This is a genomic window from Flagellimonas marinaquae (assembly GCF_003992675.1).
GTDB lineage: Bacteria > Bacteroidota > Bacteroidia > Flavobacteriales > Flavobacteriaceae > Flagellimonas > Flagellimonas marinaquae.
The window spans coordinates 170,407-196,161 of the sequence record NZ_RZMZ01000002.1; the positions used below are offsets into that span (position 1 = coordinate 170,407).

Consider the following 25,755-nt stretch of genomic DNA (forward strand, 5'->3'; position numbering starts at 1 on the left):
ATTTTAAAAACACCATTAAGCTCCGTAATTCTTATTAAATTTCCTCTTGCTGTTAAGTTCTTTACAAAAAACTCGACACATCAAACAATCAAACCCAACCCATGGAGCATATTGTCATCATCGGAAATGGAATCGCAGGGGTCACTGCTGCAAGGCATATCCGCAAACTTTCCTATAAGAAAATCACCATCATTTCCGCCGAATCCGAATATTTTTTTTCGAGGACAGCCTTAATGTACGTGTACATGGGCCATATGAAATTTGAGCACACCCAGCCCTACGAAAATCATTTTTGGAAAAAGAACAACATTGAATTGGTGCACGGATATGTTACCAAGGTAGACTCCCAAAACAAATTGCTTCAGATTGATGGTGCACCCAATCTTACATACGACAAGTTGATCATTGCTACGGGATCCAAACCCAACAAGTTTGGTTGGCCCGGGCAGGATTTGGATGGTGTGCAAGGACTTTATTCCAAACAGGATTTAGAACTCTTGGAAGAAAATGCGCCAAATAATAAGATCTGTAAACGTGCTGTAATCGTGGGCGGTGGGCTTATCGGTATCGAATTGGCCGAGATGTTACGAACACGGGACATTCCAGCGACCTTTTTGGTACGGGAAAAAAGTTTCTGGAACAGTGTTTTGCCCTCTGGGGAATCCGAAATGATCAACGAACACATTAGGGAGCACCATATTGATCTGCGATTGGGTGTATCGCTTCAAGAAATCAACCCTGACAAAAACGGAAGGGTAAAATCCGTGACCTTGGCCGAAACGGGCGAAGAAATTGAATGTAATCTGGTAGGATTGACAGCAGGCGTTACACCGAATATCGATTTTCTGAAAAATTCAGGGGTCGAATTGGGTCGCGGGGTGAAGGTGAACCGTTATTTGGAAACCAACGTGAAAGATGTGTACGCCATTGGCGACTGTGCGGAACAGCACGAGGCCATTGGAAATCGCAGACCAATTGAAGCCGTTTGGTACACAGGGCGAATGATGGGCGAGGCCCTTGCCCAAACCATTTGCGGCAATCGGATGGCATACAACCCCGGGCATTGGTTCAACTCGGCCAAATTCTTGGATATTGAGTACCAAACCTATGGTTGGGTGTTTTCGGAAAGAAACAAAAAAGAAAACGAGCTCCACTTTCATTGGAGGCATCCCGAAGAAAAAATCTGTATCACCTTAGCGTTTGACAAGGATTCCGGAATACTGTTGGGCATCAACACCTTCGGCATTCGACTAAGGCATCAGATTTTTGATCGATGGCTCAGCGAAAAACGAACGGCTGATTTTGTAATGGAGCATCTGGTGGACGCCAATTTTGACCCTGAATTCTACAAAAACTTCGAAGCGCAGATCGTGTCAAAATACAATGCTGATTTCGGAAAATCCATCAACCTGAAAAAGAGAAACCTAAAACGCATCTTCCAATTGCGTTGATTGGTTAATATCCGATTGGAAAATGTAAAACAAAGAAACAACAAACAATGAACAACCAAACACATAGTCCGAGCATGGCCCTCACAGGGGAACCGCCAAAGAGTTTGAGCATCGGTCAAAAATTGGCCGTTTTCCTAGGAATATCAGGATTGGGCATTCTACTTTTGTCCGTTTTCAATGTCCGTTTTCCAAATAAGACGCTTTGGCTCACGATATCCCTTTTGGCCATCACCATCGGGGTTATCTGGTTTTCATGGGATGCCTACTCCAAAAAACTCCCTGGCATTAAAAATGACGGGGTCTGGTTCAAATCCATTTCCAGTCGTGGGCTTTGGGGATGGATTGCTGGCTTGGCTTTGACAGGCTTTTATATTGTACTCTATTTTTATCCGGAATATCTCGGTTTGGTGAGCGATGGTGAAAACAAGGGTGTTATCGCCCTTTTTGATCCACTTAGCCAATTGTTGAACGGCAACCCGGCGAGTCAATGGTTTGTTTATGGGACCCTTTATACCGTGGCCATTTTGGCCTTTGGCATTAAGTTCCTTTGGAAATACCGCCATAACCGGTATGAAAGGCTGCGTACTATTAGCGTGATGTTCTTTCAAACCGCCTTTGCGTTCATTATCCCAGAATTGATGGCACGCTTGAACGGGGACAAAATTTTGAATGGGGGCAGCTTACCTTACTATGATTTGAAAAACATTTGGCCCCTGAACTATTACAATTTTGAAGGATATCGCATCAAAATGTTCTTGAGCTCGGGCGAAATCGGTTTTGCCCTGTTGATTTTTGGTATCCTTTCCATTTTTGTAATCACACCCATCCTAACCTATAAATATGGTAAAAGATGGTACTGCTCATGGGTGTGCGGTTGCGGGGGATTGGCCGAAACAGCAGGCGATTCCTTCAGGCAGTTGAGCGACAAATCCACCTTTGCCTGGAAAGTGGAGCGTTGGGTGGTGCACAGCGTCGTGGTTTTTGTAACCTTGATGACCACCGCTGTCATCTATTCTTATCTGGGAACGGACAGCAGTAAATATTGGTTGACCAAAAGTACTTTTCTGATTGGGGTGGCGGTGTTGCTGACCTTGGTATTTGGTTGGGCCATGATTTTTAAACGGGACCAACTTCAAAAAGATGCCCAATATGGGGCTATCGGTTACTTCGTGATTATTTTGGCCTTGATCGGGTTTCACTTTTTCAGTGGTGATGGGGAAGTCTTTTTGTTCAAATCTGGGACCCTACGTAAATCGTATTCTTTTTTGATCGGCAGTATTTTCTCTGGTGTCATTGGTACGGGTTTTTATCCCATTTTTGGCAGTAGGGTTTGGTGCAGGTTTGGATGTCCCATGGCGGCCATTCTAGGCTTTCAACAAAAACTATTCTCCCGTTTCAGGATTACCACCAATGGCGGTCAGTGCATCTCTTGCGGCAATTGTTCGGTGTACTGCGAAATGGGAATTGATGTGCGTGCCTATGCCCAAAAAGGCGAGAACATCGTCCGGTCGAGCTGTGTGGGATGCGGAATCTGTTCGGCGGTCTGTCCGCGCGGCGTGCTCAAACTGGAAAACGGTCCCTTGGAGGGAAGAATCGATAGTAATCAAGTTTTGTTGGGCAACGATGTGGACCTCATGACCTTGGTGAACCAAAAGTAAGATCACTTTCTTTTTGAAAGTTTCCCATCGGTTATCCGAGGAAAATTTTAGTTTTGGCAACTGCTAACACTAACTAAATTATTCCCAGCCAATGGCGGATATCAAAGTCATTATCCCAGCAATCAACGAAGGAGATTCCATTGGTTTGGTCGTCTCGGAAATCCCTGAACACGTATCCGAAATCGTGGTGGTTGACAACGGTTCCGAAGACGATACCATGGCAAATGCAAAAAAAGCCGGGGCCACTGTTATCACCGAAAACCGCAAGGGCTACGGCTTTGCCTGTTTAAAGGGATTAAATTATATCTCCGAACAATCCAAAACACCCGACATTATCGTATTTATCGACGGAGACTATTCAGATTATCCAGCGGAATTGGATAAGATTGTCGCCCCAATATTGGAAAATGACATCGATTTTGTGGTCGGGGCGCGAAAAAAATCACTTCGCGAACCGGGTTCCATGACCCCACAGCAGGTTTTTGGGAACCAATTGGCCACATTCTTAATGCGATTGTTTTTCAGGTCAAAATTTACGGATTTGGGACCTTTTAGGGCGATAAAGTATGAAAAGCTCAAAGAATTGAACATGCAAGACACCACTTATGGCTGGACAGTGGAAATGCAGTTAAAAATTTTAAGAAAAAAAATGTCATATATCGAAGTGCCAGTGCGTTACAAAAGAAGAATTGGCGTCTCAAAAGTTTCTGGTACGGTAAAAGGTACTATATTTGCTGGCATAAAAATTTTGGGTTGGATCTTTAAATACAGTTTAAAATAATGGGACTCGCTATTACTTACATCATCATTGCTATTTATAGTACGGCCTTACTTTTGATTTTCTTCTACAGTCTTGCCCAGTTGAATCTTTTGATCAACTATCTCGGCTATAAAAAGCGAAACGAGGAAGCCCCAAAATTCAACCTTCTCGACCCCAAAGAGATTCCATTCGTTACCATTCAGCTTCCCATCTACAACGAGGAATATGTAATGGAGCGTTTGTTGGACAACATCGCCAAAATAGAATACCCCAAAAGCAAATTGGAAATCCAAGTCTTGGACGACTCTACCGATGATTCTGTGGCCGAAACGGCCCGAAGGGTACAAGAGCTTCAGGAAACAGGTTTGGACATCCAACATATCCGCCGCGAAAACCGAAAAGGTTTTAAGGCCGGTGCCCTTAAAGAAGGCTTGGAAATCGCCAAAGGTGACTTTATTGCCATTTTTGATGCCGACTTTCTACCAGAAGCCGATTGGTTGAAAAAAACCGTTCCTTACTTTAAGGATGAAGAAATTGGTGTGGTGCAGACCCGCTGGGGACACATTAACAGAGACTACTCTACCCTTACCCGTATCCAGGCCTTTGCTCTGGATGCCCACTTTACCTTGGAGCAGGTAGGACGAAACTCCAAAGGCCACTTTATCAACTTTAACGGTACCGCAGGTATCTGGAGAAAGCAATGTATCCTTGATGCCGGAAACTGGGAAGGCGATACCTTGACCGAAGATTTGGATTTGAGCTACCGTGCCCAGTTGAAAAACTGGAAGTTCAAATATTTGGAAGATGTGGAAACCCCTGCAGAGCTTCCAGTAGTAATCAGTGCCGCCCGTTCCCAACAGTTCCGTTGGAACAAAGGTGGGGCCGAGAACTTTAGAAAAACGGTACTAAGCGTTATCACAGCCAAAAACATCCCGTTCAAAACAAAATTCCATGGCGTAATGCACTTGTTGAACAGTTCCATGTTCCTCTGCGTGTTCACCGTGGCGTTGTTGAGCATTCCCATGCTGTATATCAAAAACACCTACGGCCACTTAGGATGGGTGTTCGAGGTGACCAGCTTCTTTATTTTGAGCACCATTATCCTTTTTGTGTGCTATTGGTTCACTTATAAAAGTATACAGGGAAGCAGTTTTGATAATTTCGTGGACTACATCAAGCTCTTTTTTACCTTTTTCTCCGTAGCGTTGGGCTTCTCTTTACACAACTCGGTGGCGGTTTTGGAGGGGCATTTGGGGAAACGAAGCGAATTTGTTCGAACCCCTAAATTCAATATCAACAATCTTACCGATACCTGGAAGGGCAATAAATATTTGACCAACAAATTGTCGCCCAACATGATTCTGGAATTTGCTTTGATGATCTATTTCCTTTTTGGAATGTACAGCGCCATACCGTTGAACGACTACGGATTGTTCCCTTTCCATCTCATGTTGTTCTTAGGGTTTGGATTTGTGTTCTTTAAATCCTTGACGTCCAAGGCATAACCCTGCACCATGCAAGCTTATTGGCGACTGCACAGATATCCAATAGTATTTGCTGTCGCCTGTATATTGTTTTACTGGAGCTTCGCTTACCATCTGGTACGCACCGATTTTGTAAAGCTCTTTATGCTATTCGGGGCACTTTTCTACCTCACCTACAAAATCATCCAGTTCGAAAAATGGAACTTTAAGTTCCTTTTGGTCGTCGGCATACTCTTTCGGTTGGTATTTCTAATTGCGGAACCCAATCTTTCACAGGATTTCTACCGGTTCCTCTGGGACGGAGAGCTGATAAAGAACGGCATCAACCCCTATCTATACACCCCTGACCAAATTATAGAACAAGGCCAAGTAACGTTTGCAAGCATGAACGAGCTACGCAACGGCATGACCGACCTCAACGCCAGGCACTACAGCAATTACCCTCCATTCAACCAAATCCTTTTTGCATTGGCATCCATCTTGGGCGGAGGAAGTGTTTTAGGGTCTACCATCGCCATGCGATTGATGATTATTCTAGCCGACTTGGGAGCCCTATATTTTGGCAGAAAGCTGTTGCAAAAACTGAACAAGGCCAATAACCTTTCATTTTGGTATTTTTTAAATCCCTTGGTCATCATTGAATTGACCGGAAACCTACATTTTGAAGGCGTTATGCTTTTCTTCTTCGTGTGGGCGCTTTACCTCATATCCACCAACAAGTGGTTGTGGGCAACCCCAGTTTACGCCATTTCCATTATGGTCAAATTGATGCCATTACTGTTTTTACCGTTATTTGTCAAATACTTCGGATTCAAAAAAAGTATTGCCTTTTACGTCTTGACACTTTTGGGGTTCGCTGCACTATTGCTTCCGTTTTACTCCTCCGTCTTTATCGACAATTATTCGGACACTATTGGTCTTTGGTTTTCCAATTTCGAGTTCAATGCGAGTATATACAACATGGTCAAAAAGATTGGCGTCACCTATTTTGAGGCCAAACCTTGGGAATTGATCGATGCTTACGGCTCCCTAATTCAAAAAGTGGTCGTTGCGATTGTCTTACTTTTCGCTTTCCTTCGGAACAATAAAAAAATGGAAAGCCTAATCACCTCGATGGTATTTGCTTTGGCATGCTACTATTTCCTTTCCAGTACCGTACATCCGTGGTATGTGGTGTTTCTGTTGGGCTTCGCCATCTTCACCGATTACAGGTTTCCCTTGGTCTGGTCGTTTGCCGTTATTTTGAGTTACGAAGCATACTCCAACCCAGACAACGCTGAAAAATTATGGTTGTTGGCGATAGAATACCTGTTGGTAATGGGCTTTTTTATTTATGAAATGATAGGTAACCGTCCAAAAAAGTTATATTTCTTTAAAAAATAACGTCAATTCTAGCCTACTTCGAATTAATTTGTACTTTAGTCCCATAATGAAAGGACAACTGTACATATTAACTACTTTGAGCATCACTGCTCCTATCAGTCCATTTACACCCCGTCGTCGTCGCCCGTAAGGGTGCATTATATCTATTGGAAATAGGTGAGTCCATTTCCGCAAAACTTCCAAAATACATTTTTCAATTTTTATAGATTAATCGCTTGCAATGGAAATTATTGTTGCTAACGAATCACATTTCAAATACGCACAAATTATTAGTGATACCATTACCGAATCCGCCAAGGTTCGCGGTACGGGTATTGCCAGACGTACCCCCGAGTACATTATAAAGCGTCTACAGAACGGAAACGCTATCATTGCTTTGGATGGGGACAAATTTGCTGGCTTCTGCTATATCGAAGTCTGGGGCAACAAGGACTTTGTGGCCAATTCCGGATTGATCGTGCATCCAGATTATAGAAATCAAGGCCTTGCCAAGCAAATCAAAAAAGCGGTGTTTGACCTATCCCGTAAAAAGTTCCCAGATGCCAAGATTTTTGGCATTACCACTGGACTGGCCGTGATGAAGATGAACTACGAGCTGGGCTACAAACCCGTAACCTTTTCTGAACTTACGGATGATCCTGAGTTCTGGAAGGGCTGCCAAACCTGTAAAAATTTTGATATTTTGACTCGTACCGAAAAGAAAATGTGCCTCTGTACAGGCATGTTGTACGACCCTGCTTCAAAAAAGCAGGAACCCGAAAAAATCAACAAAAAGGCATTCCAACGATTGAAAAGCATCAAGGAGCACCTTTTTTTAAAAAAGAAAGATAATTAATTGTCTGTTGGAGCAGTAGCGGAAACCAATACATCTCGACTGCGCTCGATGCGACAACATAAAGAATCAAAAAATGGAAAAATTAGTTTTAGCCTACAGTGGCGGATTGGATACTTCATACTGTGCCAAGTACCTATCGAAAGAAGAAGGTTTTGAAGTACACGCAGTAAGTGTAAACACCGGAGGTTTCAGTAAAGCTGAAATCGAAGAAATCGAGGAGAAGGCTTTGGCCCTGGGAGCTGCGAGCTATACTTCTATAGATGCGGTTGCCACGTTTTATGAAAAAGTGGTCAAATATCTCATCTTCGGTAACGTACTCCGAAACAATACCTATCCCCTTTCCGTAAGTGCTGAGCGGATAGTACAGGCTATAGAAATCGTAAACCATGCCAAAAAGCTTGGCGCCAAATACATTGCCCATGGGAGTACCGGTGCAGGAAATGATCAGGTAAGGTTTGATATGATCTTTCAAATCTTGGCTCCAGAAATCAAGATCATCACCCCGATCAGGGACAAAAAATTGGCCAGGGAAGAAGAAATCAACTACCTACAACAAAATGGTATCGATTACTCTTGGGAAAAGGCCAAGTATTCTGTGAACCGAGGTTTGTGGGGGACCTCCGTTGGGGGCGATGAAACCCTGACCTCCCACCTATCCTTGCCTGAAAGTGCCTATCCGAGCCAATTGGAAAAGGAACTTCCAAAAGGGTTGAAACTGACCTTTAAACAAGGGGAGTTGGTAGCCCTTGATGGTGAGCAGGACACCCCTGTGGCCAATATCGAGAAATTATCGGCCATTGCATCCAAGTATGCCATTGGAAGGGATATCCACGTGGGCGACACCATTATCGGAATCAAAGGAAGGGTCGGTTTTGAAGCTGCCGCTCCATTGATCATCATAAAAGCGCACCATTTACTGGAAAAACACACCTTGAGCAAATGGCAGCAATACCAGAAAGAGCAAATGGGCAATTTTTACGGAATGCTCTTGCACGAAGGAAATTACTTGGATGAAGTAATGCGAAACATCGAAGCCTTTTTGACCGATACCCAAAAACACGTGTCGGGCGACGTTTTCGTGACCTTGCATCCCTATCGATTTGAGTTGAACGGCATCACTTCCCCTCATGATTTGATGAACGCTTCCTTTGGAAGTTATGGTGAAATGAACAAGGGTTGGACCGCCGATGATGCCAAAGGCTTCATCAAAATTTTATCCAACGCAGGGAAAATTGCAAACCACGTAAATAATGAAATTTAAAAACCGTCACCCTGAACTTGATTCAGGGTCTCATTGGCGTGAGATGCTGAAATAAATTCAGCATGACGATGACGATAAATAATTCTCCATCGATATGAGAAAAAAAAATATAACAGCAGGAATCATAGGAGGGTCTGGCTATACAGGAGGAGAGCTCATTAGACTTTTACTCAACCATCCCAAGACAAAAATCGACTTTGTGTACAGCACCACTCGTGCAGGCAAACCGATTACCGCTGCACATCAAGATCTTTTGGGACAAACAGCCTTGACATTTTCCGGAGATGTAAATCCAGATGTGGATGTAGTCTTTCTTTGTTTAGGACATGGCAACTCAACTTCATTTTTGAAAGAGAACCAGTTTTCGGTATCAACAAAAATTATCGACCTCAGCAATGATTTTCGATTGCAGGGGGATTCCATGTTCAATGGGCAACGTTTTATTTATGGGCTTCCTGAATTGAACAAATCCGCCATAAAAGCCGCCGACGCCATTGCCAATCCCGGTTGTTTTGCGACGGCCATCCAATTGGCCCTATTGCCTTTGGCAAAAGCAGGTTTGTTGGTAGAGGACGTCCATATCAATGCCGTTACGGGTAGCACCGGGGCAGGTGTTGGGCTATCGGACACCGCTCATTTTAGTTGGAGAAACAACAACGTTTCCTGGTACAAACCCTTTACGCATCAACATTTGGGAGAAATCGGGGAAAGCCTGAAATCCTATGGCCATACCGTAGGCAAATTGCGTTTTCTGCCCAACCGTGGCAACTTCACCCGAGGGATTTTGGCCACTGCCTATACCCATTATGATGGCAGCTTGGAAGATGCAAAACAATTGTACAACGACTTTTACAAAGATGCCGCGTTTACACATATGTCAGAAGATGAACTGCATCTAAAACAAGTAGTGAACACCAACCAATGCCATATCCATGTCCATAAGCATGATGACTTACTTTTGATGACATCAGCCATCGATAATTTATTGAAAGGAGCTTCGGGACAGGCAGTACAAAACATGAATTTGATGTTCGGTTTTCCTGAAACTGAAGGTTTGTTGTTGAAGGCTGGGGTATTTTAAAACTATATGAGGTCAAGCTGTCACATCGAGCGCAGTCGAGATGCGAGAGCACATGTAAAACTTTTAAAGATCTCTCGACTGCGCTCGAGATGACAATTAAATAACAAATGAAAATAGCCATCATAGGAGCGGGAAATTTGGGATTGGCCATTGCCAAGGGCATTTTGCACAGCAACGGGGCCACCACCATGTATCTCACCAAACGGAACACCAAATCCATTCAAGAGTTTGAAAAGTATGGGATTGTTACCGTAACCGCTGATAACCAAGAGGCGGTAAAGAATTCGGATATCCTGATTTTTGCCGTTCAGCCCGGTCAATTCGTCTCCATTTTGAACGAGACCAAGGACCTTCTGACCGAAAAACATGTGATCATCAGTACCATTACGGGTTTCCGTATTCCAAAAATCGAAGAAATCATCGGCTCGGATAAATTTATCATCCGAAGCATGCCGAATACAGCCATTTCGGTTGGCAAGTCCATGACATGCATCTGTAGCAATGAACTGGGCAAAAAACGGATTGACTTGGCAAAGGCCATTTTTAACCGTATGGGCCACACCATGGAAATTCCAGAAGACCAAATGCAGGCCGCTACGGTAATCTGTGCCAGCGGCATTGCTTTTTGGATGCGCTTGATACGCGCCACCACGCAAGGGGCCATACAATTGGGGTTTGATGCGCACCAGGCTCAGGAACTGGCCATGCACACCTGCAACGGAGCAGCCAGTCTGTTAATAGAGTCCGGCAGCCATCCTGAAGAAGAAATTGATCGGGTGACCACACCAAAGGGATGTACCATTGAAGGTTTGAACGAAATGGAGCACCAAGGTTTGAGCTCATCCTTGATCCGGGGAATTGTATCCTCATTCGAAAAAATCAGTGAAATCAGAAAAGGATAAAAATGTTAGGTCGAGCTGTCATATCGAGCGGAGTCGAAATGCGAGACCTTTATTGAAGAAAAATATAAAAACACCTCTCGACTGCCTATCTGCCGCAGGCGGGCGCGCGAGGTGACAATTAAAAGAACATGAAATTATTCGACGTATACCCACTGTACAACGTTACTCCAGTGAAAGCCAAAGGCATTGAAGTCTGGGATGACAAAGGGGAAAAATATTTGGATTTTTATGGCGGGCATGCCGTCATTTCAATCGGACACACCCATCCGCATTACGTAAAACGAATCAAGGAGCAGCTAGAGCAAATGGCGTTTTACAGTAATTCGGTCCAAAATCCGCTTCAAAGCGCATTGGCCGAAAAGTTGGGCCAAATGTCAGGATGCGAAGATTACGATCTATTTATGTGCAATTCTGGCGCGGAAGCCAACGAAAATGCGCTGAAAATGGCGTCTTTTCATACTGGAAAATCAAAAGTGATTGCCTTTACCAATAGTTTCCACGGAAGAACCTCAGCTGCGGTTGCTGCCACGGATAACCCGAGCATCAATGCGCCCATCAACAAACAACAAGAGGTCACATTCTTGCCATTGAACGATTTTGAGGCCTTTGAAAAAACCATTGAAAGCCAAGACTACTGCGCTGTGATACTGGAAGCCATTCAAGGTGTGGGCGGCTTGGATGAACCTACCACCGAATTCTTTCAATTCATTGCCAAAAAATGCAAGGAAAATAATGTGGTTCTTATTGCAGATGAAGTACAATCAGGCTACGGACGAAGCGGAAAGTTCTTCGCTTTTCAGCACCACGGGATAGAACCCGACATTATTTCTATTGCCAAAGGAATGGGCAATGGTTTTCCTGTTGGCGGTATTTTGATCCACGAATCCTTTAAACCCTCCTATGGCCTTTTGGGCACCACTTTTGGTGGCAACCATTTGGCGTGCGCCGCAAGTTTGGCCGTGTTGGAAGTGCTGGAGGATGAAAATTTGATGGCCAATGCAGCAAAACTTGGTTCGTATTTCAAGGAAAAATCGGCGGAAATACCAGAAATCAAGAAGGTAAAAGGAAGAGGGCTTATGATTGGATTGGAGTTTGATTTTGAGGTGGCCGACCTCCGAAAGAAAATGATTTTGGAGCAACGCATGTTCACAGGAAGTGCCAAAAACAAGAAATTGTTGCGATTTCTGCCTGCTTTGAACATCACCAAAGAAGACATAGACCTATTTTTTGAAGCGCTCAAAAAAGCATTATAATGAAGCACTATTTATCAATTAACGATATCGATTCCCTCCCCGATTGGGTGGACGAAGCCATAACCCTTAAAAAAGACCCGTACCTGTTTGAAAGTTTGGGCAAGCGGAAAACAATCTGCCTGTTGTTTTTCAACAATAGTCTTAGAACGCGATTGAGTACGCAAAAAGCGGCCATGCATCTGGGCATGGAAGTGATGATCATGAATTTTGGCAACGAGGGCTGGGCCCTGGAATATGGGGACGGTACCGTGATGGATAAAGGCACTTCGGAGCATATCAAGGAAGCGGCCCAAGTGGTTTCCCAATATGCCGATATTGTCGCCATCAGGGCATTTGCCAGTTTGATGGACAAAACAAAAGATGAAGCGGAAGAAGTCATCAACGGTTTTGCCAAGTATGCCACAATCCCCGTGGTCAATATGGAAAGTTCGGTGGGGCACCCGCTCCAAGCGTTGGCCGATGCCATTACTTTGAAAGAAAACGAAACCAAAAAGAGACCTAAAGTAGTTTTGTCTTGGGCTCCTCATCCCAAGGCCTTGCCCCATGCCGTGGCCAATTCGTTTGTACAGATGATGAAATTACAGGATGCCAATTTTGTGATTACCCATCCCGAGGGCTATGAACTCAATCCCGAATTGACACAAGGCTGCCAAATCGAATATGATCAGGATAAAGCATTGGAGAATGCCGATTTCGTCTACGTGAAAAACTGGAGCAGTTATTCCGAGTACGGCAAAGTGCTCAGCTCGGACACCAACTGGACCATGACCCAACAAAAATTGGGTCATGCCAAATTTATGCACTGCCTCCCTGTTCGCCGGAACATGATCGTGGAAGATGCAGTTTTGGACGGTGGCCAATCCTTGGTGGTACAACAGGCCAAAAACAGAATCTTTTCAGCACAGCTAGTCTTGAAAAAAATATTGGAGAACTTATGAAATTAAAGGATAAGGTCTGTATTGTAACCGGTGCAACAAGTGGAATGGGCAAAGCCATTGCAGAAGGACTGTCGTCCGAAGGTGCCCGTTTGGTGCTCTCAGGCAGAAACAGGGAAAGTGGTAAAGCGTTGGAAAAAAGTTTGGAAAATGCCGTATTTGTTCCAGGAGACGTTACGGACCCCTTGTACAACAAAAAATTGGTCGATACCGCTGTGGATACCTATGGTCAACTGGATATCCTTTCATTGAATGCCGGTGTTCTGGGACTGGGCAATGTGGTAGAACTGCCCATTGATACGTGGCATAACGCCATCAATACCAATTTGAGTTCTCTCTTTTATCTTTGTAAGTACGCACTGCCCATCTTACAGCAACAACCTCAAGGCAATATTTTGATCAACGCCTCGATAGCGGCCTTCAAAAGTTTCCCAAATCATCCCGCCTATTGTGCTTCCAAAGCGGGAGCGGTAGCGCTAATGAAGCAAATGGCCGTGGACTACGCACCGAATATCCGCGTAAATGCCATTTGCCCAGGCCCAGTGGACACGCCCTTGCTTTGGGAATCGGCCAAGGCTTTTGAACATCCTGAAACTGCAGTAGAACATGCGAAAAGGACTACATTGTTAAAAAGGTTGGGTACCCCTGAGGATATTACTAAACTTGTGCTTTTTTTGGTTTCGGATGAGAGTTCGTGGATTACCGGAACCACAGTAACCATTGATGGAGGGATTATAAACACATAAAATGAAACAAAAATTATCCGTAGTAAAAATAGGCGGAAACCTTATAGAGGATGCCGAAGGGTTTAAAAAAGTTCTTGACCTTTTCGCCAAATTGGATGGCAACAAGATCTTGGTGCATGGTGGTGGCAACAAGGCCACGGAATTGGCCAATCAATTGGGGGTAGAATCCAAAATGGTCAATGGTAGACGCATCACCAATGCCGAGACCTTGGATATTGCCCTGATGGTCTACGGCGGATTGGTCAGTAAAAAAATCGTGGCCAAATTACAGGCACTTGGTACCGATGCCATTGGAATGAGCGGTGCCGATGCCAACGCCATTCGCGCCCATAAAAGGCCCAAAAAAAATGTGGATTTTGGTTTTGTGGGCGACGTGGACATGGTGAACACCTACGCAATTTTTAAATTGCTTCAAGCTGGGTTCACCCCTATTTTTTGCGCACTTACCCACGACGGTAAAGGACAACTGTTCAATACCAATGCGGATACCATTGCCGCAGAATTGGCCGTTGCCATGTCCGACCAGTTTGAGACCACTCTTTACTATTGCTTTGAGAAAAAGGGCGTACTACAAAATGTTGAGGACGAAAACTCCGTAATCCATTATATCGATTCCAAGGGATATGACGAACTTTTGGCCTATGGCATTATTGCCGATGGAATGCTTCCCAAATTGCACAATTGTTTTTACGCCCTACGCAACCATGTAGCCAAGGTGTGCGTAGGCAATACCAATATGTTGGAAGCAGATAACTCAGATTACACGACATTGACCTTATGAACATCGATCAGAACATAATAACGGAAAAAGCCATTGACCTGCTGAAAAAACTCATCAGCACGCCATCCTTCTCAGGTGAAGAGGACAAAACAGGGGATGCCATTGAGGTTTTTTTACAAGGTTTTGGAGTAAAAACCCATCGCCAATACAATAATATTTATGCGTTCAACAAGCATTTTGATGAGCGTAAACCGACACTGTTGCTCAATTCACATCATGATACGGTAAAGCCGAACAGCGCCTACACCAAGGACCCTTTTGATGCCCATGTAGAAGAGGGTAAATTGTACGGCTTGGGCAGCAATGATGCCGGCGGATGTCTGGTTTCGCTATTGGCCACTTTCGTTCACTTTTATGAAAAAGAAGGTCTTAGTCATAACATTATAATGGCTGCCACTGGGGAAGAGGAGGATGCAGGCGAAAAAAGCATTAGGGCGTTGCTCCCCATTCTTCCCGATATTGACGTCGCCATTGTGGGCGAACCCACCTTAATGGATTTGGCCATTGCCGAAAAGGGATTGGTAGTTTTCGACGGTGTTGTGGAAGGAACCCCATCACATGCGGCTCATCCCAACGACAACAATTGTATTTATAATGCTATTGAAACCTTGCAATGGTTTAGGGATTACTCCTTTGAAAAGGTATCCGAGGCACTGGGTGAGGTCAAACTGACTGTGACCCAAATCAATGCGGGCAAACAGCACAATGTGGTGCCCGCACAAGTAGATTTGGTCATCGATGTGCGCGTTAACGATTGTTACAGCAATCAGGAAATAGCCGATATCCTTCAAAAGGAAGCCCCCTGTAAACTAACGCCCCGCTCCCTGCGATTGAACTCATCCTGCATTGACCCCGACCACCAGTTGGTGAAAAGTGGATTGGCCCTTGGCCGAAAAACCTATGGTTCGCCCACACTTTCAGACCAAGCGGCATTGACCTGCCAATCGGTAAAATTAGGGCCAGGTGACAGTACGCGGTCACACTCGGCCAACGAATTTATCTTTGTAAGGGAAATTGAGGAAGGCATAGATATTTACATTAAAATACTGACGGGATTTTTACAGTAAAAAAACGAAACTTGGGCCCTGAGCGAAGTCGAAGGGCCATACATATCGAAATCATAAGATTCCCGTTTTCACGGGAATGACAAAACTGATATTATGAAACTCTGGGACAAAGGATTCAGCACCGATAAAAAAATAGACCACTTTACCGTGGGCAACGACCGCGAACTGGATTTGGTACTGGCCAAATATGATGTGATTGCCTCCAAAGCACACGCCAAAATGTTGGGCAAGGTGGGGTTGATTACCCAAGATGAAGCCACAGATTTGGTAAAGGCCTTGGATGCCATCGCCAAAGACATTGACAAGGGCAAGTTTACCATAGAGGATGGTTTTGAGGACATGCATTCCAAAATCGAGTTTATGCTGACCGAACAATTGGGGGATACCGGTAAAAAAATCCATTCCGCCCGCTCAAGAAACGATCAGGTTTTGGTGGCCATGCAATTGTTCTTGAAAGATGAGTTGACCGAAATCAAAAATCAGGTGAAAACCTTGTTCGATTTATTGATGAAGCTAGCGGACAAGCATCAAAAAGTATTGCTGCCCGGTTACACTCATTTGCAGATTGCCATGCCTTCCTCATTTGGATTATGGTTTTCCGCCTATGCGGAGAGCTTGGTGGATGATCTGTACTTTGTACAGGCCGCCTTTAAAGTTGCAGACCAAAATCCGCTGGGCAGTGCAGCAGGTTATGGAAGCTCCTTCCCTATTGATAGAAGTTTCACTACTGCTGAAATGGCATTTACCACCCAAAAATACAATGTAGTCGCCGCCCAAATGGGACGTGGAAAAGTGGAAAAAGCAACCGCCTTTGGAATTTCCAGCGTTGCCGCTACGCTTTCCAAAATGGCGATGGACATTTGCCTGTACATGAGCCAAAATTTTGATTTTATCTCCTTTCCAAACGAGCTGACCACCGGAAGTAGCATTATGCCACACAAGAAAAACCCCGATGTTTTCGAGTTGATCAGGGCCAAGTGCAACAAGATTCAGGCAGTGCCCAATCAATTGATCATGATCATGAACAACCTGCCCAGTGGCTACCACAGAGATCTTCAATTGGTAAAAGAAGTGATCGTACCTGCTTTGCATGATATGCATGCTTGCCTGGAGATGATGACCTTCAGCCTGAAAGAAATCAAAGTGAACAAAAATATCTTGGACGACTCCAAGTACGATTACCTATTTAGCGTAGACACCTTGAACGAACTTGTGAAAAGCGGCATGCCCTTCCGAGATGCCTACAAAACCATGGGCAAAGCCATAGAAAATGGCAACTTTAAACCTAAACGGGATATCGAGCACACCCACGAAGGTAGTTTGGGCAATCTATGTTTGGAGCAGATAAAAGAGAAAATGGAAAAAGTTTTGATGTAAAATGGATACATTAGGTTGAAAATTTAAGCCCTCGGCTTTCAAATCAAACCTATGTCCATCAAAAATGTACTTCGCCTTTTTCTCTGTATTGGGATTTTCCAATCCACTCTAGCGCAGGATGTTTATCAAAAAAATGAATCGGTCGATATCCAAAACTATGTTTTTGCACTTCGCTTAAACGATGCCTCCAACGAAATCCAAGGGGACACCCATGTCACCGTGCTGTTTAAGGACAAGCCGGTACCTTTTTCGTTGGACCTCATCCAAAAATCAGGTGAATTTGGCATGCAAGTTTCCGAAGTGATGGACAATGGTTCACAAGCCAGCTATACCTTCGTCAACGACAAAATCAACATTGTTCCGAAGAATGTCAAAGATTCCGTTCAAACCTATACCATCTCCTACCAAGGCGTTCCCGAAAGGGGGTTGGTCATCGATACCACCAAATATGGCAAGCGTTCCTTTTTTGGGGACAATTGGCCCAACTTGGCAAGACATTGGTTACCCTCGGTAGACCATCCGTACGACAAGGCCACCGTGGAATTTCAAATTACTGCGCCAGACCATTATGATGTGGTGGCGACCGGATTAAAAGTGGAGGAAAGCAACTTGGAAAATGGCTATAAGCTCACCATTTACCACGAACCAGCACCCGTAGCCACCAAGGTGATGACCATTGGCGTCACTGAATTTGCCTCCCGATTGTTGGACATGGTGGATGGTATTGAGGTTTCGGCCTGGGTGTACCCACAAAACCGTTTGGAGGGATTTGGTGATTATGACGTGGCCAGCAAGGTGCTCGATTATTTTATCGGTGCCATTGGTCCGTATTCCTATGCCAAATTGGCCAATATGCAGGCCAAGACCCAATGGGGCGGACTGGAAAATGCGGGCACTATTGCCTATTTTGAGAATTCAGTAACCGGCAACCAGACTGTGGAGCCTTTGATTGCCCACGAAATCGCCCATCAATGGTTTGGAAATTCGGCTACCGAGAAAAGCTGGAACCATGTTTGGCTGAGCGAAGGGTTTGCGACCTACTTCGCCATTTTGTATTTGGAAAGTGAGTATGGCGATGAACGCCGTAAAGAGGAATTGGCGATAGACAAGCAGCAGATTTTTGAGTATTACCGGAAAAATCCAGCCCCCATTGTGGACCTCAGCATCAAAGACCCCATGAAGGTACTGAGCACGAACACCTACCAAAAAGGAGGCTGGGTATTGAACATGCTCCGCCATAGATTGGGTGATGGTGTTTTCTGGGAAGGCATCCGAATGTATTATGCCCTCTACCAAAATAGCAATGTGCTCACCGACGATTTTCGCACTGTTATGGAAGAGGTTTCAGACACGAATTTGGAAGCTTTTTTTGAGCAATGGTTATTTGTGAAGGGCCATCCGCAGCTCCAATGGAACTGGGAGTACGGTAACGGAAACATTGACCTGAACATCATGCAAACCCAAGATCATCATGTATTTGAGTTTCCTTTGGAAATAGGAATCGTGAAAGATGGGAAGCTGACGATAAAAACCATTGAGGTAACCCAAAGGAACCAAAACTTTTCCTTGGAAAGTAACGGACAGCCTGATGCGATCGTATTGGATCCCAACGAATGGACCTTGTTTGAGGAGGTGAAAGGTTAATAAGGTTTATAGAAAAAAAGTAAATCCTTACCTTTGCGGCACTAAACAAACAATGAACAACCTCCGCCTAACCTCCCCCGTTTTCATAGCGCTTGCTATGCTTTTTTGTGCGCTCGGTGTTGCACAAAAGAAGAATGCCGACTATAAAATCCATCTGTACCAAACGGACGAAACCATTACTATTGACGGTATTGGCGATGAAACCACGTGGCAGGAAGCTGAGGCCGCCGAGGATTTTTTTATGGTGTTGCCGATGGACGATAGAAAGGCCACCCAGCCTTCGGAGGTTAAAATGGCTTACGACAACCGACAACTCTACCTGTTAGCTACTTTTTATAAAACACCGGGAAACACCTACGTGGTGGAATCGCTTCGCAGGGACTTCTCCTTTGGGGGCAACGATAATTTTTTGCTGTTCATGGACCCGTTCAACAATCAGACTACGGGTTTTAGTTTTGGAGCAAACGCCTATGGCGCACAGTGGGACGGCACCATGTCCAACGGGGGCAGTATCGACCTGAATTGGGACAGCAAATGGATTTCGGAAGTGCAAAGTTATGAAGACAAATGGGTAGTGGAAATGGCGATTCCCTTTAAATCCATACGCTACGAAAAAGATGTGACTGAATGGGGCGTCAACTTTTCTAGATTGGATCTGAGCACCAACGAAAAATCGAGCTGGACACCCATACCACGCCAGTTCCCCACAGCTTCATTAGCCTACACGGGCACCATGGTCTGGGACAATCCGCCGCCCAAACAAGGGCTCAACTACTCCATTATTCCCTATGTGCTGGGCACAACGGGCAATTCGACCATAGAAGATCTTACGTATGATAACGAGTTTAAGGTTGGGGGCGATATCAAATTAGGGCTAACGTCATCCTTAAACCTCGACTTGACCATCAACCCTGATTTTTCACAAGTGGAAGTGGACCGCCAAGTGGCCAACTTGACCCGTTTTGAGCTCTTTTTCCCAGAAAGACGGCAGTTTTTCCTTGAAAACGCCGACTTATTTGCCAGTTTTGGATATAGTGAAATCCGACCGTTCTTTTCGCGCAGGATTGGATTGGGCGTCCCCATTATCGCAGGGGCAAGGGTCAGTGGCAACCTAAACCGCAACTTGCGTTTGGGCGTTTTGAACATGCAAACAGATAAGTTGGAAGAAACAGGGCTCCCCAGTCAGAATTTTGCTGTGCTCTCCATGCAACAAAAGGTGTTCTCCCGCTCCAACATCGGGTTGTTGTTCGTCAATAAAGAATCGTTGGACTACAATGCCCTGGCCGATAGCTTGAAAACGCAATACACCAAATTCAACCGAAATTTGGGTCTGGAATACAATCTGGCCTCGGCCGACAACAAATACAACGGAAAGGTGTTTATGTTGAAATCCTTTGGTCCCGATGCATCCTACAAGGGTATTGCCCAGGGCGCCCATTTGGAATATAGCAGCCGTAACTGGAACTGGCGGGTACAACAGGAATATATTTCGGAAGATTTTACATCGGAAGTGGGTTTTGTACCCCGAAACAACTACCTCAAATTTGAAGGTTCCTTAGGATATCAATTTTTGCCGGCAAGCGACAAGATAGTGAGCCATGGTCCGCAATACAGGGGTTTCTACTTTTTCAATCCCAATATGAACGCTACGGATTATGTGTCCATTGTGGGCTACAGGGTCGACTTTATGGACCGTAGTTCCCTGAGCGCCGATGTTTTTAACGAATATGTGCGACTCTTGGCTCCCTTTGACCCCACCAATACGGGTCAAGAGCAGTTGGCCACGAATACTCGCCACCACTGGAACGGTGTTTACCTCCAATACAATTCACGCCCAAAAAGTTTGTTTACCTACAATTTGACAACAAGATTGGGCCGCTATTTTGCGAGTGGGTACCGCACCAACTTGAACGCCGAAATGGGGTATCGCTTTCAGCCCTACGTGAGTCTGGGGGCCAACATCAGCTATAACAACCTCGATTTACCGGCTCCTTGGTACACGACGGATTTTTGGTTGGTGGGCACGGAAGCGGACATCACCTTTACCAATAAATTGTTCTGGTCTACCCTAGTGCAGTACAATGAACAGAACAACAATTTTGGTGTCAACTCACGATTGCAATGGCGTTACGCGCCCGCTTCGGACCTCTTTTTGGTATTCAACACCAATGAACAGCTCTCTCCGCTCGAAGGGAATTTGTGGTCGTTGACGCTCAAGTTTACGTATTGGTTTAACCGATAAGACCATCCGTTGACTGAAACCCCCCATCCGTCAACTCAAAAGGGGCATCCGTCAATTGGGCATCTTCGCCTAGCAACTTTTTTTAGACCTTCGGGATTCAATTGGTAATAGTTGAACCCTATGTTGGACAAAACATCGGGTGCTCTGCACCTTGGCGAAGGCATCGAAATTGGGCCGCATATCGATTTTACGGCAACGGTAGAACTGCACTTGGGCAACAAGCCTGAGGTGATTGGGTTTGTGGATGCCGAAAATCAACAGGTGCACTTTAGAAATGTGAGGGTGGGACATTCCTTTTTCACCTTTCGGATGCGGTTTAGTTACAACCGGCTCTTGGTTTTGGAACTTTTGGTGAGTCCGCATCCCATCCCGATTGCGGGCGACTGGGATGACTGGAGCTTTGAAACCGAAATGAAACACTTGGAACAGTGCAATGCTTGGTTACAGGAACAAGTAGGCAACGAGCGGGAGTTCGATTGGGGCTATATTTGGTCGGGCTACGATAGTTTGGGCGGTTATAGCAGTATTAAAATCAAGTATTATTAGTAGTGAAAAACGCATCCGTCAATTCAAATGGGGCATTGATCAACTCAGAAGGGGCATTCGTCAATTGGTGTGAAATTTCTACCATAAAAAAACTAGCTTCACTTATTACATGGAAGATATCGTTGAAACTATGTTTAAATAGACGTTGTGCACCATTTTGGCCAATTAAAAACACGTCAAAAAATAATTAAATATTGAATAAAAAAACTGAACGATTTGAAAAAAGAAGTGAAAAGATTGGAACTTTTTGTGCTGTATTTTGCCTTGTTTGGCTAATTGACAATACTACACCCCTAATAAGTTCTCCTTTTTCCTATAGTAGAATATTACAGAGTGAATGGCTTAAAAATATTGAGATATTATTAGCTCTTACTGGAATCATATTTGGCATGGAATTGCGATACGGAAAAATTAAGCCCTTGATAGGATTTCTAATATTCGCGATTATTTTGATAACCGGAATTGTATTAAGATTAATTTATTTCTAGAAAAACGAAAGCACAACAAAGAACTGAATTAAAAACAAGTCCTTTTCCATAAATACACCTCCCAAAAGCACTCCATCTTCGAGCACATTTCGCTCTATTTTCAACCCCTGTTTTTTGCATCCGTTGATCCGAACAGGGCATTGATCAACCCAGAAGGGGCATTCGTCAATCGGTGTGAAATTTCTATCATAAAAAAACTAGCTTCACTTATCGTGCACTAAAAATTGTTGTGAGTAAATAGAAATTTTATGAAACAAAAAGTAATCTTAACCCTATTCCTTTTATTAATGACATTTATACAAGCTCAAAAGAATTATGGAACTCTGATTTTCAATGATGGGAGAAAACTAAATGGGTTAATAAAAATTAAAGGAAATGATATCATTTTCAAAAAATCAGAAAAATCTGAAAGAGAAAATTATAATTACGAAAATATTTCAGCCCTTACATTTTTAGATAAAGAAAATACAACTCAACGATTTGAATATATAAAATTAGACCACAAGAATATCCCCAAATTATGTTATGTTGAAATAAATGACTTTCTTAAGTTATATTCAAATGTTAGTTCTTCATTTATTATGAATGGAATGGGTGGAAATCTTAGAAGTACTTCAACTTTTCATATAAAAAGAGAAAATGAAGAGTTTGCAACCTATTATGTTGCTTTTGGATATATACCGAAAAATAGCTTTAAAAGCGTAGTATTGGAGTACTTTAAAGATTGTCAACACTTAATTAACAAACTTGAAAAGAAGGAATTTAAAAAGAAACATTATTTTGAGATAATAGAATACTACAATAATAATTGCAGATAAATATTTGTTTTTAAAAATGGAACCGAGTTAAAAAACAAGCCCCTTTAGACCAATTTCGATATGTTATCCTCTTAATAGCCAAACACGAAAAGTGCAAGAATGCCCTTCCCTAAAACCTACTATTTAATATTCCTTAAATTAATCACCTCCTGCTCAGTCAAGTAACGCCAATGGCCACGAGGTAAGTCCTTTTTGGTGAGTCCAGCGAAAACCACCCGGTCCAATTTGGTCACAGTGTAGCCCAAGTGTTCAAAAATGCGACGCACAATACGGTTGCGCCCACTGTGTATTTCTACCCCCACTTCGCGCTTTGGTGCGCCTTGGATGTAACTTACACTATCCACGGTGATGGGCCCATCCTCTAGCTCCAAACCCGCTTCAATTTTATGGAGGTCGGCCAAACTCAGGTTATTGTCCAAATGCACATGGTAAATTTTACGCACATTATGCTTGGGGTGTGTCAATTTTTTGGTAAGGTCACCATCGTTGGTAAAGAGCAACAGGCCGGTCGTATTTCGGTCCAAACGGCCCACGGGCAACAAACGGTTGTTGGAGGCACTCGAAATGAGTTCCATTACCGTACGGCGGCCCTTTTCATCGCTGGTAGTGGTGATAAAGTTCTTGGGCTTGTTCAGCAATATGTACTCTTTCTTTTCCAGACTAAGGCGTTTGCCATCAAAGCGCACATCGTCCGATCGCTTCACCTTATAGCCCATTTCGGTTACCGGTTTGCCATTTACCGTAACGTTACCTGCTGCAATATAGGTGTCCGCTTCCCTTCGGGAACAGATACCCGCGTTGGCAATGTACCGGTTCAATCGAATCTCGTCGGGATTGGATTTTTTCTGTGGTGTACTTGGACGTTGTTTGGGCGTAAAAGGTTTCCCCTGTGGTCTTTTGTTGTCCCCGCCCTTGTAGTTTTTCGAGGGCCTTTTGCCCCTGTTGCTGTCTGATTTCGCCATCAGTCGATATTTTTGGCAAAGGTAGTCTTTTTACATCCCCAACGATGGATTATGGTTACAATTCTGAAACCTTTGGTATCAACCGGAAATCATGTTACAAAATTCGGTTCAGCACCACATCTACATCAATCAACAAAATACTGAACACGCCCACCACAATAATCAACTTGATAATGTTGTGCAACCACACATAATGCTTCTTACCGTTAGCTTTCCACAGCAAGGCCAAAAATAGAATCAACAGCACTACACAGGCCGAAAAATAGAAGTACATATAGCCCACATCGAACGTATTGATCAAAAGCAGTGATGGTACCAAGGTCAGCACTATCAGAAAGGAGATAATGGATTTGGAAACCTTGGGCCCGTAGATAATGGGAATCGTCCTGTAATTCTGCGCCATGTCGCCCGCCATATTTTCGAGGTCCTTGATCATTTCCCGGGCCAAAATCAGTAAAAACAAGAAAAGGGCGTGCACAAAAATCACCGTTTGAAAGTTCTGATAGTACACAAAGACCACAAAAAACGGGGCTATGGCCAAGGTAGAGGACACCAAATTGCCCACAAGAGGTATCCGTTTGAGCTTGTGCGAATAGATCCAAATCCCAAAAATATAGGCAGAAAAAAACAGTACCGCCTTGAAGGAGATGTAACTGGCCGCAAAAACAGCCATAAAGTTGAGTACAAAATAGGTGGATAGCTTAAACCGTTGGCTCACCAAGCGGTCCAACATACTTTTGGTGGGTTTATTGATCAGATCTTTTTCCGCATCGTAAAAATTATTGATGATGTACCCACTGGCAATGGTGAGGGCCGAAGCGGTAACGATAAGGAACAAATTTAGGTCGAGGACCACATCGCGCAACGGAATATCGGGCGCCAAAATGTAAATGGAAGCCAAGTATTGCGCCAAGGTAATGACCAAGATGTTATAGCCACGAACCACGGAAAACAGACTCAACAGCTTAAAAAGCAGGAGTTTGTTTTTTCTACTAAGCATGATGTTGCTTTTAGAAGTTGTACACTACTTCCAAAGTATGGCCTTCAAGGGCTTTTTTGGCCTTTTCCAGATCTTGGGTGAATCCCAAAATATAACCACCACCTCCAGAACCGCAAAGTTTGAGATAGTAATCGTTGGTTTCGATGCCCTTTTGCCAAAGTTGGTGGAACTTGGCGGGAATCATAGGTTTGAAGTTGTCGAATACCACGTGGGACAATTGCTTTAAGTTCCCGAACAACGATTTAATGTTGCCGTTCAAGAAATCCTCCACACAGGCATCGGTATGTTTGATAAACTGGTTTTTGATCATATTACGGAAACCTTCCTGCTTCATGTTTTCCATAAAGAGTTGCACCATGGGTGCGGTTTCGCCTGTCATGCCGCTATCCAACAAGAAAACAGCCCCTTTTCCCTTGGTGTTTTGCGAAGGGATACTGGTGGATTCGATATTATCCTTGGAATTAATTAGGATAGGCAGGCTCAAGTAACTGTTCAAAGGGTCCAAGCCAGAGGATTTGCCGTGAAAGAAAGATTCCATCTTCCCGAAAATCTTCTTTAGCTGAAGCAATTTTTCACGGGTCAAGTTTTCCAGGACGGTGATTTTGTCCAAGGCGTAGCGGTCGTAAATGGCAGCGACCAATGCCCCGCTACTTCCAATTCCGTAGCCTTGCGGAATGGAACTGTCAAAGTACATCCCTTCGGCCACATCCTTTTCCAGAGCTTCAATATCGAACGATACCAAACCTTCCTCTTTCATTTCGAGCACCTTTAGGTACTCCGCGTAGGCTTTCAAGCTCTTGTTCGATTCTTGGGCCATTTTGGAATCATTTCTGTCCCATTTCAATGCACCCTTAAAAAAATTATAGGGTATGGATAGCCCCTTGGAGTCTTTGATAATGCCGTACTCGCCGAACAATAATATTTTGGAATAAAATAATGGACCTTTCATATGCTACTACTAAGATACAAACATTTTTTGTTTAATGTTTGATAAATATCGATAAACAAATCGATTTTATCCATAAAACCATGTTCCCGTAGGTCTAAAACCTTGGCAAATAACGTAAAAAAACGGCTTAGC

Annotated in this window: 22 protein-coding genes; 19 read left to right on the top strand and 3 right to left on the bottom strand. The window is 44.0% G+C overall.

Going from position 1 to position 25,755, the window contains the following annotated elements:
* Positions 1–101: 101 nt before the first annotated feature.
* From EO130_RS00750 to EO130_RS00840, 19 genes are all read left to right on the top strand, one after another.
* Positions 102–1,451, top strand: coding sequence for an NAD(P)/FAD-dependent oxidoreductase (locus EO130_RS00750; protein WP_127139627.1), 1,350 nt, complete (start codon positions 102–104; stop codon positions 1,449–1,451).
* A gap of 47 nt (positions 1,452–1,498) precedes the next feature.
* Entirely contained in the window at positions 1,499–3,109 is a 1,611-nt protein-coding gene (locus EO130_RS00755; protein WP_127139628.1) for a 4Fe-4S binding protein, read from the top strand.
* Between the two features lie 91 nt (positions 3,110–3,200).
* Entirely contained in the window at positions 3,201–3,890 is a 690-nt protein-coding gene (locus EO130_RS00760; protein ID WP_127139629.1) for a glycosyltransferase family 2 protein, read from the top strand.
* Positions 3,890–5,374, top strand: coding sequence for a cellulose synthase family protein (locus EO130_RS00765; protein WP_127139630.1), 1,485 nt, complete (start codon positions 3,890–3,892; stop codon positions 5,372–5,374). Before EO130_RS00760 ends, EO130_RS00765 begins: the two co-directional genes overlap by 1 nt.
* Before the next feature lie 9 nt (positions 5,375–5,383).
* A complete protein-coding gene (gene mptB / locus EO130_RS00770) occupies positions 5,384–6,736 on the top strand; it encodes a polyprenol phosphomannose-dependent alpha 1,6 mannosyltransferase MptB (protein ID WP_127139631.1) in 1,353 nt (450 codons plus the stop codon).
* A 220-nt stretch (positions 6,737–6,956) separates the two neighbouring features.
* The gene (locus EO130_RS00775; RefSeq protein ID WP_127139632.1) at positions 6,957–7,571 is read left to right on the top strand and encodes a GNAT family N-acetyltransferase; all 615 of its coding nucleotides are present in this window, start codon (positions 6,957–6,959) and stop codon (positions 7,569–7,571) included.
* Between the two features lie 73 nt (positions 7,572–7,644).
* Positions 7,645–8,832, top strand: a complete 1,188-nt coding sequence (argG, locus tag EO130_RS00780; RefSeq protein ID WP_127139633.1) for an argininosuccinate synthase — start codon at positions 7,645–7,647, stop codon at positions 8,830–8,832.
* Positions 8,833–8,926: 94 nt separating this feature from the next.
* Entirely contained in the window at positions 8,927–9,913 is a 987-nt protein-coding gene (argC, locus tag EO130_RS00785) for an N-acetyl-gamma-glutamyl-phosphate reductase (RefSeq protein ID WP_127139634.1), read from the top strand.
* Between the two features lie 107 nt (positions 9,914–10,020).
* Positions 10,021–10,815, top strand: a complete 795-nt coding sequence (gene proC / locus EO130_RS00790; protein WP_127139635.1) for a pyrroline-5-carboxylate reductase — start codon at positions 10,021–10,023, stop codon at positions 10,813–10,815.
* Positions 10,816–10,943: 128 nt separating this feature from the next.
* The gene (locus tag EO130_RS00795; protein WP_127139636.1) at positions 10,944–12,068 is read left to right on the top strand and encodes an aspartate aminotransferase family protein; all 1,125 of its coding nucleotides are present in this window, start codon (positions 10,944–10,946) and stop codon (positions 12,066–12,068) included.
* Positions 12,068–13,006, top strand: coding sequence for a Rossmann-fold NAD(P)-binding domain-containing protein (locus tag EO130_RS00800; protein WP_127139637.1), 939 nt, complete (start codon positions 12,068–12,070; stop codon positions 13,004–13,006). Before EO130_RS00795 ends, EO130_RS00800 begins: the two co-directional genes overlap by 1 nt.
* Positions 13,003–13,749 (top strand): SDR family NAD(P)-dependent oxidoreductase, encoded by a 747-nt coding sequence (locus EO130_RS00805; protein ID WP_127139638.1) that lies wholly within the window; start codon positions 13,003–13,005, stop codon positions 13,747–13,749. The genes EO130_RS00800 and EO130_RS00805 overlap by 4 nt, the downstream gene beginning before the upstream one ends.
* A 1-nt stretch (position 13,750) precedes the next feature.
* On the top strand, positions 13,751–14,530 hold the full coding sequence (gene argB, locus EO130_RS00810) for an acetylglutamate kinase (protein WP_127139639.1): 780 nt from the start codon (positions 13,751–13,753) through the stop codon (positions 14,528–14,530).
* The gene (locus EO130_RS00815) at positions 14,527–15,597 is read left to right on the top strand and encodes a M20 family metallo-hydrolase (protein ID WP_127139640.1); all 1,071 of its coding nucleotides are present in this window, start codon (positions 14,527–14,529) and stop codon (positions 15,595–15,597) included. Before argB ends, EO130_RS00815 begins: the two co-directional genes overlap by 4 nt.
* A 93-nt stretch (positions 15,598–15,690) precedes the next feature.
* Positions 15,691–16,974, top strand: a complete 1,284-nt coding sequence (gene argH / locus EO130_RS00820; RefSeq protein WP_127139641.1) for an argininosuccinate lyase — start codon at positions 15,691–15,693, stop codon at positions 16,972–16,974.
* A 51-nt stretch (positions 16,975–17,025) separates the two neighbouring features.
* Positions 17,026–18,618, top strand: a complete 1,593-nt coding sequence (locus EO130_RS00825; RefSeq protein WP_127139642.1) for a M1 family metallopeptidase — start codon at positions 17,026–17,028, stop codon at positions 18,616–18,618.
* 97 nt (positions 18,619–18,715) lie between these two features.
* On the top strand, positions 18,716–20,860 hold the full coding sequence (locus tag EO130_RS00830) for a DUF5916 domain-containing protein (protein WP_241244276.1): 2,145 nt from the start codon (positions 18,716–18,718) through the stop codon (positions 20,858–20,860).
* A gap of 120 nt (positions 20,861–20,980) precedes the next feature.
* Positions 20,981–21,406 (top strand): hypothetical protein, encoded by a 426-nt coding sequence (locus tag EO130_RS00835; RefSeq protein WP_127139644.1) that lies wholly within the window; start codon positions 20,981–20,983, stop codon positions 21,404–21,406.
* A 736-nt stretch (positions 21,407–22,142) separates the two neighbouring features.
* On the top strand, positions 22,143–22,712 hold the full coding sequence (locus EO130_RS00840; RefSeq protein WP_127139645.1) for a hypothetical protein: 570 nt from the start codon (positions 22,143–22,145) through the stop codon (positions 22,710–22,712).
* Positions 22,713–22,831: 119 nt separating this feature from the next.
* On the opposite strand, the gene EO130_RS00845 is transcribed toward EO130_RS00840, so the two are convergent.
* The 3 genes from EO130_RS00845 to EO130_RS00855 all read right to left on the bottom strand — a co-directional run bounded on the left by EO130_RS00845 (position 22,832) and on the right by EO130_RS00855 (position 25,623).
* On the bottom strand, positions 22,832–23,674 hold the full coding sequence (locus EO130_RS00845; protein WP_127139646.1) for a pseudouridine synthase: 843 nt from the start codon (positions 23,672–23,674) through the stop codon (positions 22,832–22,834).
* 94 nt (positions 23,675–23,768) lie between these two features.
* The gene (locus EO130_RS00850) at positions 23,769–24,674 is read right to left on the bottom strand and encodes a geranylgeranylglycerol-phosphate geranylgeranyltransferase (RefSeq protein WP_127139647.1); all 906 of its coding nucleotides are present in this window, start codon (positions 24,672–24,674) and stop codon (positions 23,769–23,771) included.
* Positions 24,675–24,684: 10 nt separating this feature from the next.
* Positions 24,685–25,623 (bottom strand): mevalonate kinase family protein, encoded by a 939-nt coding sequence (locus tag EO130_RS00855; protein ID WP_127139648.1) that lies wholly within the window; start codon positions 25,621–25,623, stop codon positions 24,685–24,687.
* Between the last annotated feature and the right edge of the window lie 132 nt (positions 25,624–25,755).

What these genes read in the sequence shown, in the direction of transcription:
- EO130_RS00755 (WP_127139628.1), top strand. Translation starts at nt 1,499, where the DNA reads ATGAACAACCAAACACATAGTCCGAGCATGGCCCTCACAGGGGAACCG.
- argC (WP_127139634.1), top strand. Translation starts at nt 8,927, where the DNA reads ATGAGAAAAAAAAATATAACAGCAGGAATCATAGGAGGGTCTGGCTAT.
- mptB (WP_127139631.1), top strand. Translation starts at nt 5,384, where the DNA reads ATGCAAGCTTATTGGCGACTGCACAGATATCCAATAGTATTTGCTGTC.
- EO130_RS00800 (WP_127139637.1), top strand. Translation starts at nt 12,068, where the DNA reads ATGAAGCACTATTTATCAATTAACGATATCGATTCCCTCCCCGATTGG.
- argG (WP_127139633.1), top strand. Translation starts at nt 7,645, where the DNA reads ATGGAAAAATTAGTTTTAGCCTACAGTGGCGGATTGGATACTTCATAC.
- EO130_RS00855 (WP_127139648.1), bottom strand. Translation starts at nt 25,623, where the DNA reads ATGAAAGGTCCATTATTTTATTCCAAAATATTATTGTTCGGCGAGTAC.
- EO130_RS00765 (WP_127139630.1), top strand. Translation starts at nt 3,890, where the DNA reads ATGGGACTCGCTATTACTTACATCATCATTGCTATTTATAGTACGGCC.
- EO130_RS00795 (WP_127139636.1), top strand. Translation starts at nt 10,944, where the DNA reads ATGAAATTATTCGACGTATACCCACTGTACAACGTTACTCCAGTGAAA.
- EO130_RS00825 (WP_127139642.1), top strand. Translation starts at nt 17,026, where the DNA reads ATGTCCATCAAAAATGTACTTCGCCTTTTTCTCTGTATTGGGATTTTC.
- argB (WP_127139639.1), top strand. Translation starts at nt 13,751, where the DNA reads ATGAAACAAAAATTATCCGTAGTAAAAATAGGCGGAAACCTTATAGAG.
- EO130_RS00845 (WP_127139646.1), bottom strand. Translation starts at nt 23,674, where the DNA reads ATGGCGAAATCAGACAGCAACAGGGGCAAAAGGCCCTCGAAAAACTAC.
- EO130_RS00760 (WP_127139629.1), top strand. Translation starts at nt 3,201, where the DNA reads ATGGCGGATATCAAAGTCATTATCCCAGCAATCAACGAAGGAGATTCC.
- EO130_RS00775 (WP_127139632.1), top strand. Translation starts at nt 6,957, where the DNA reads ATGGAAATTATTGTTGCTAACGAATCACATTTCAAATACGCACAAATT.
- proC (WP_127139635.1), top strand. Translation starts at nt 10,021, where the DNA reads ATGAAAATAGCCATCATAGGAGCGGGAAATTTGGGATTGGCCATTGCC.
- EO130_RS00830 (WP_241244276.1), top strand. Translation starts at nt 18,716, where the DNA reads ATGCTTTTTTGTGCGCTCGGTGTTGCACAAAAGAAGAATGCCGACTAT.
- argH (WP_127139641.1), top strand. Translation starts at nt 15,691, where the DNA reads ATGAAACTCTGGGACAAAGGATTCAGCACCGATAAAAAAATAGACCAC.
- EO130_RS00805 (WP_127139638.1), top strand. Translation starts at nt 13,003, where the DNA reads ATGAAATTAAAGGATAAGGTCTGTATTGTAACCGGTGCAACAAGTGGA.
- EO130_RS00840 (WP_127139645.1), top strand. Translation starts at nt 22,143, where the DNA reads ATGAAACAAAAAGTAATCTTAACCCTATTCCTTTTATTAATGACATTT.
- EO130_RS00835 (WP_127139644.1), top strand. Translation starts at nt 20,981, where the DNA reads ATGTTGGACAAAACATCGGGTGCTCTGCACCTTGGCGAAGGCATCGAA.
- EO130_RS00850 (WP_127139647.1), bottom strand. Translation starts at nt 24,674, where the DNA reads ATGCTTAGTAGAAAAAACAAACTCCTGCTTTTTAAGCTGTTGAGTCTG.
- EO130_RS00750 (WP_127139627.1), top strand. Translation starts at nt 102, where the DNA reads ATGGAGCATATTGTCATCATCGGAAATGGAATCGCAGGGGTCACTGCT.
- EO130_RS00815 (WP_127139640.1), top strand. Translation starts at nt 14,527, where the DNA reads ATGAACATCGATCAGAACATAATAACGGAAAAAGCCATTGACCTGCTG.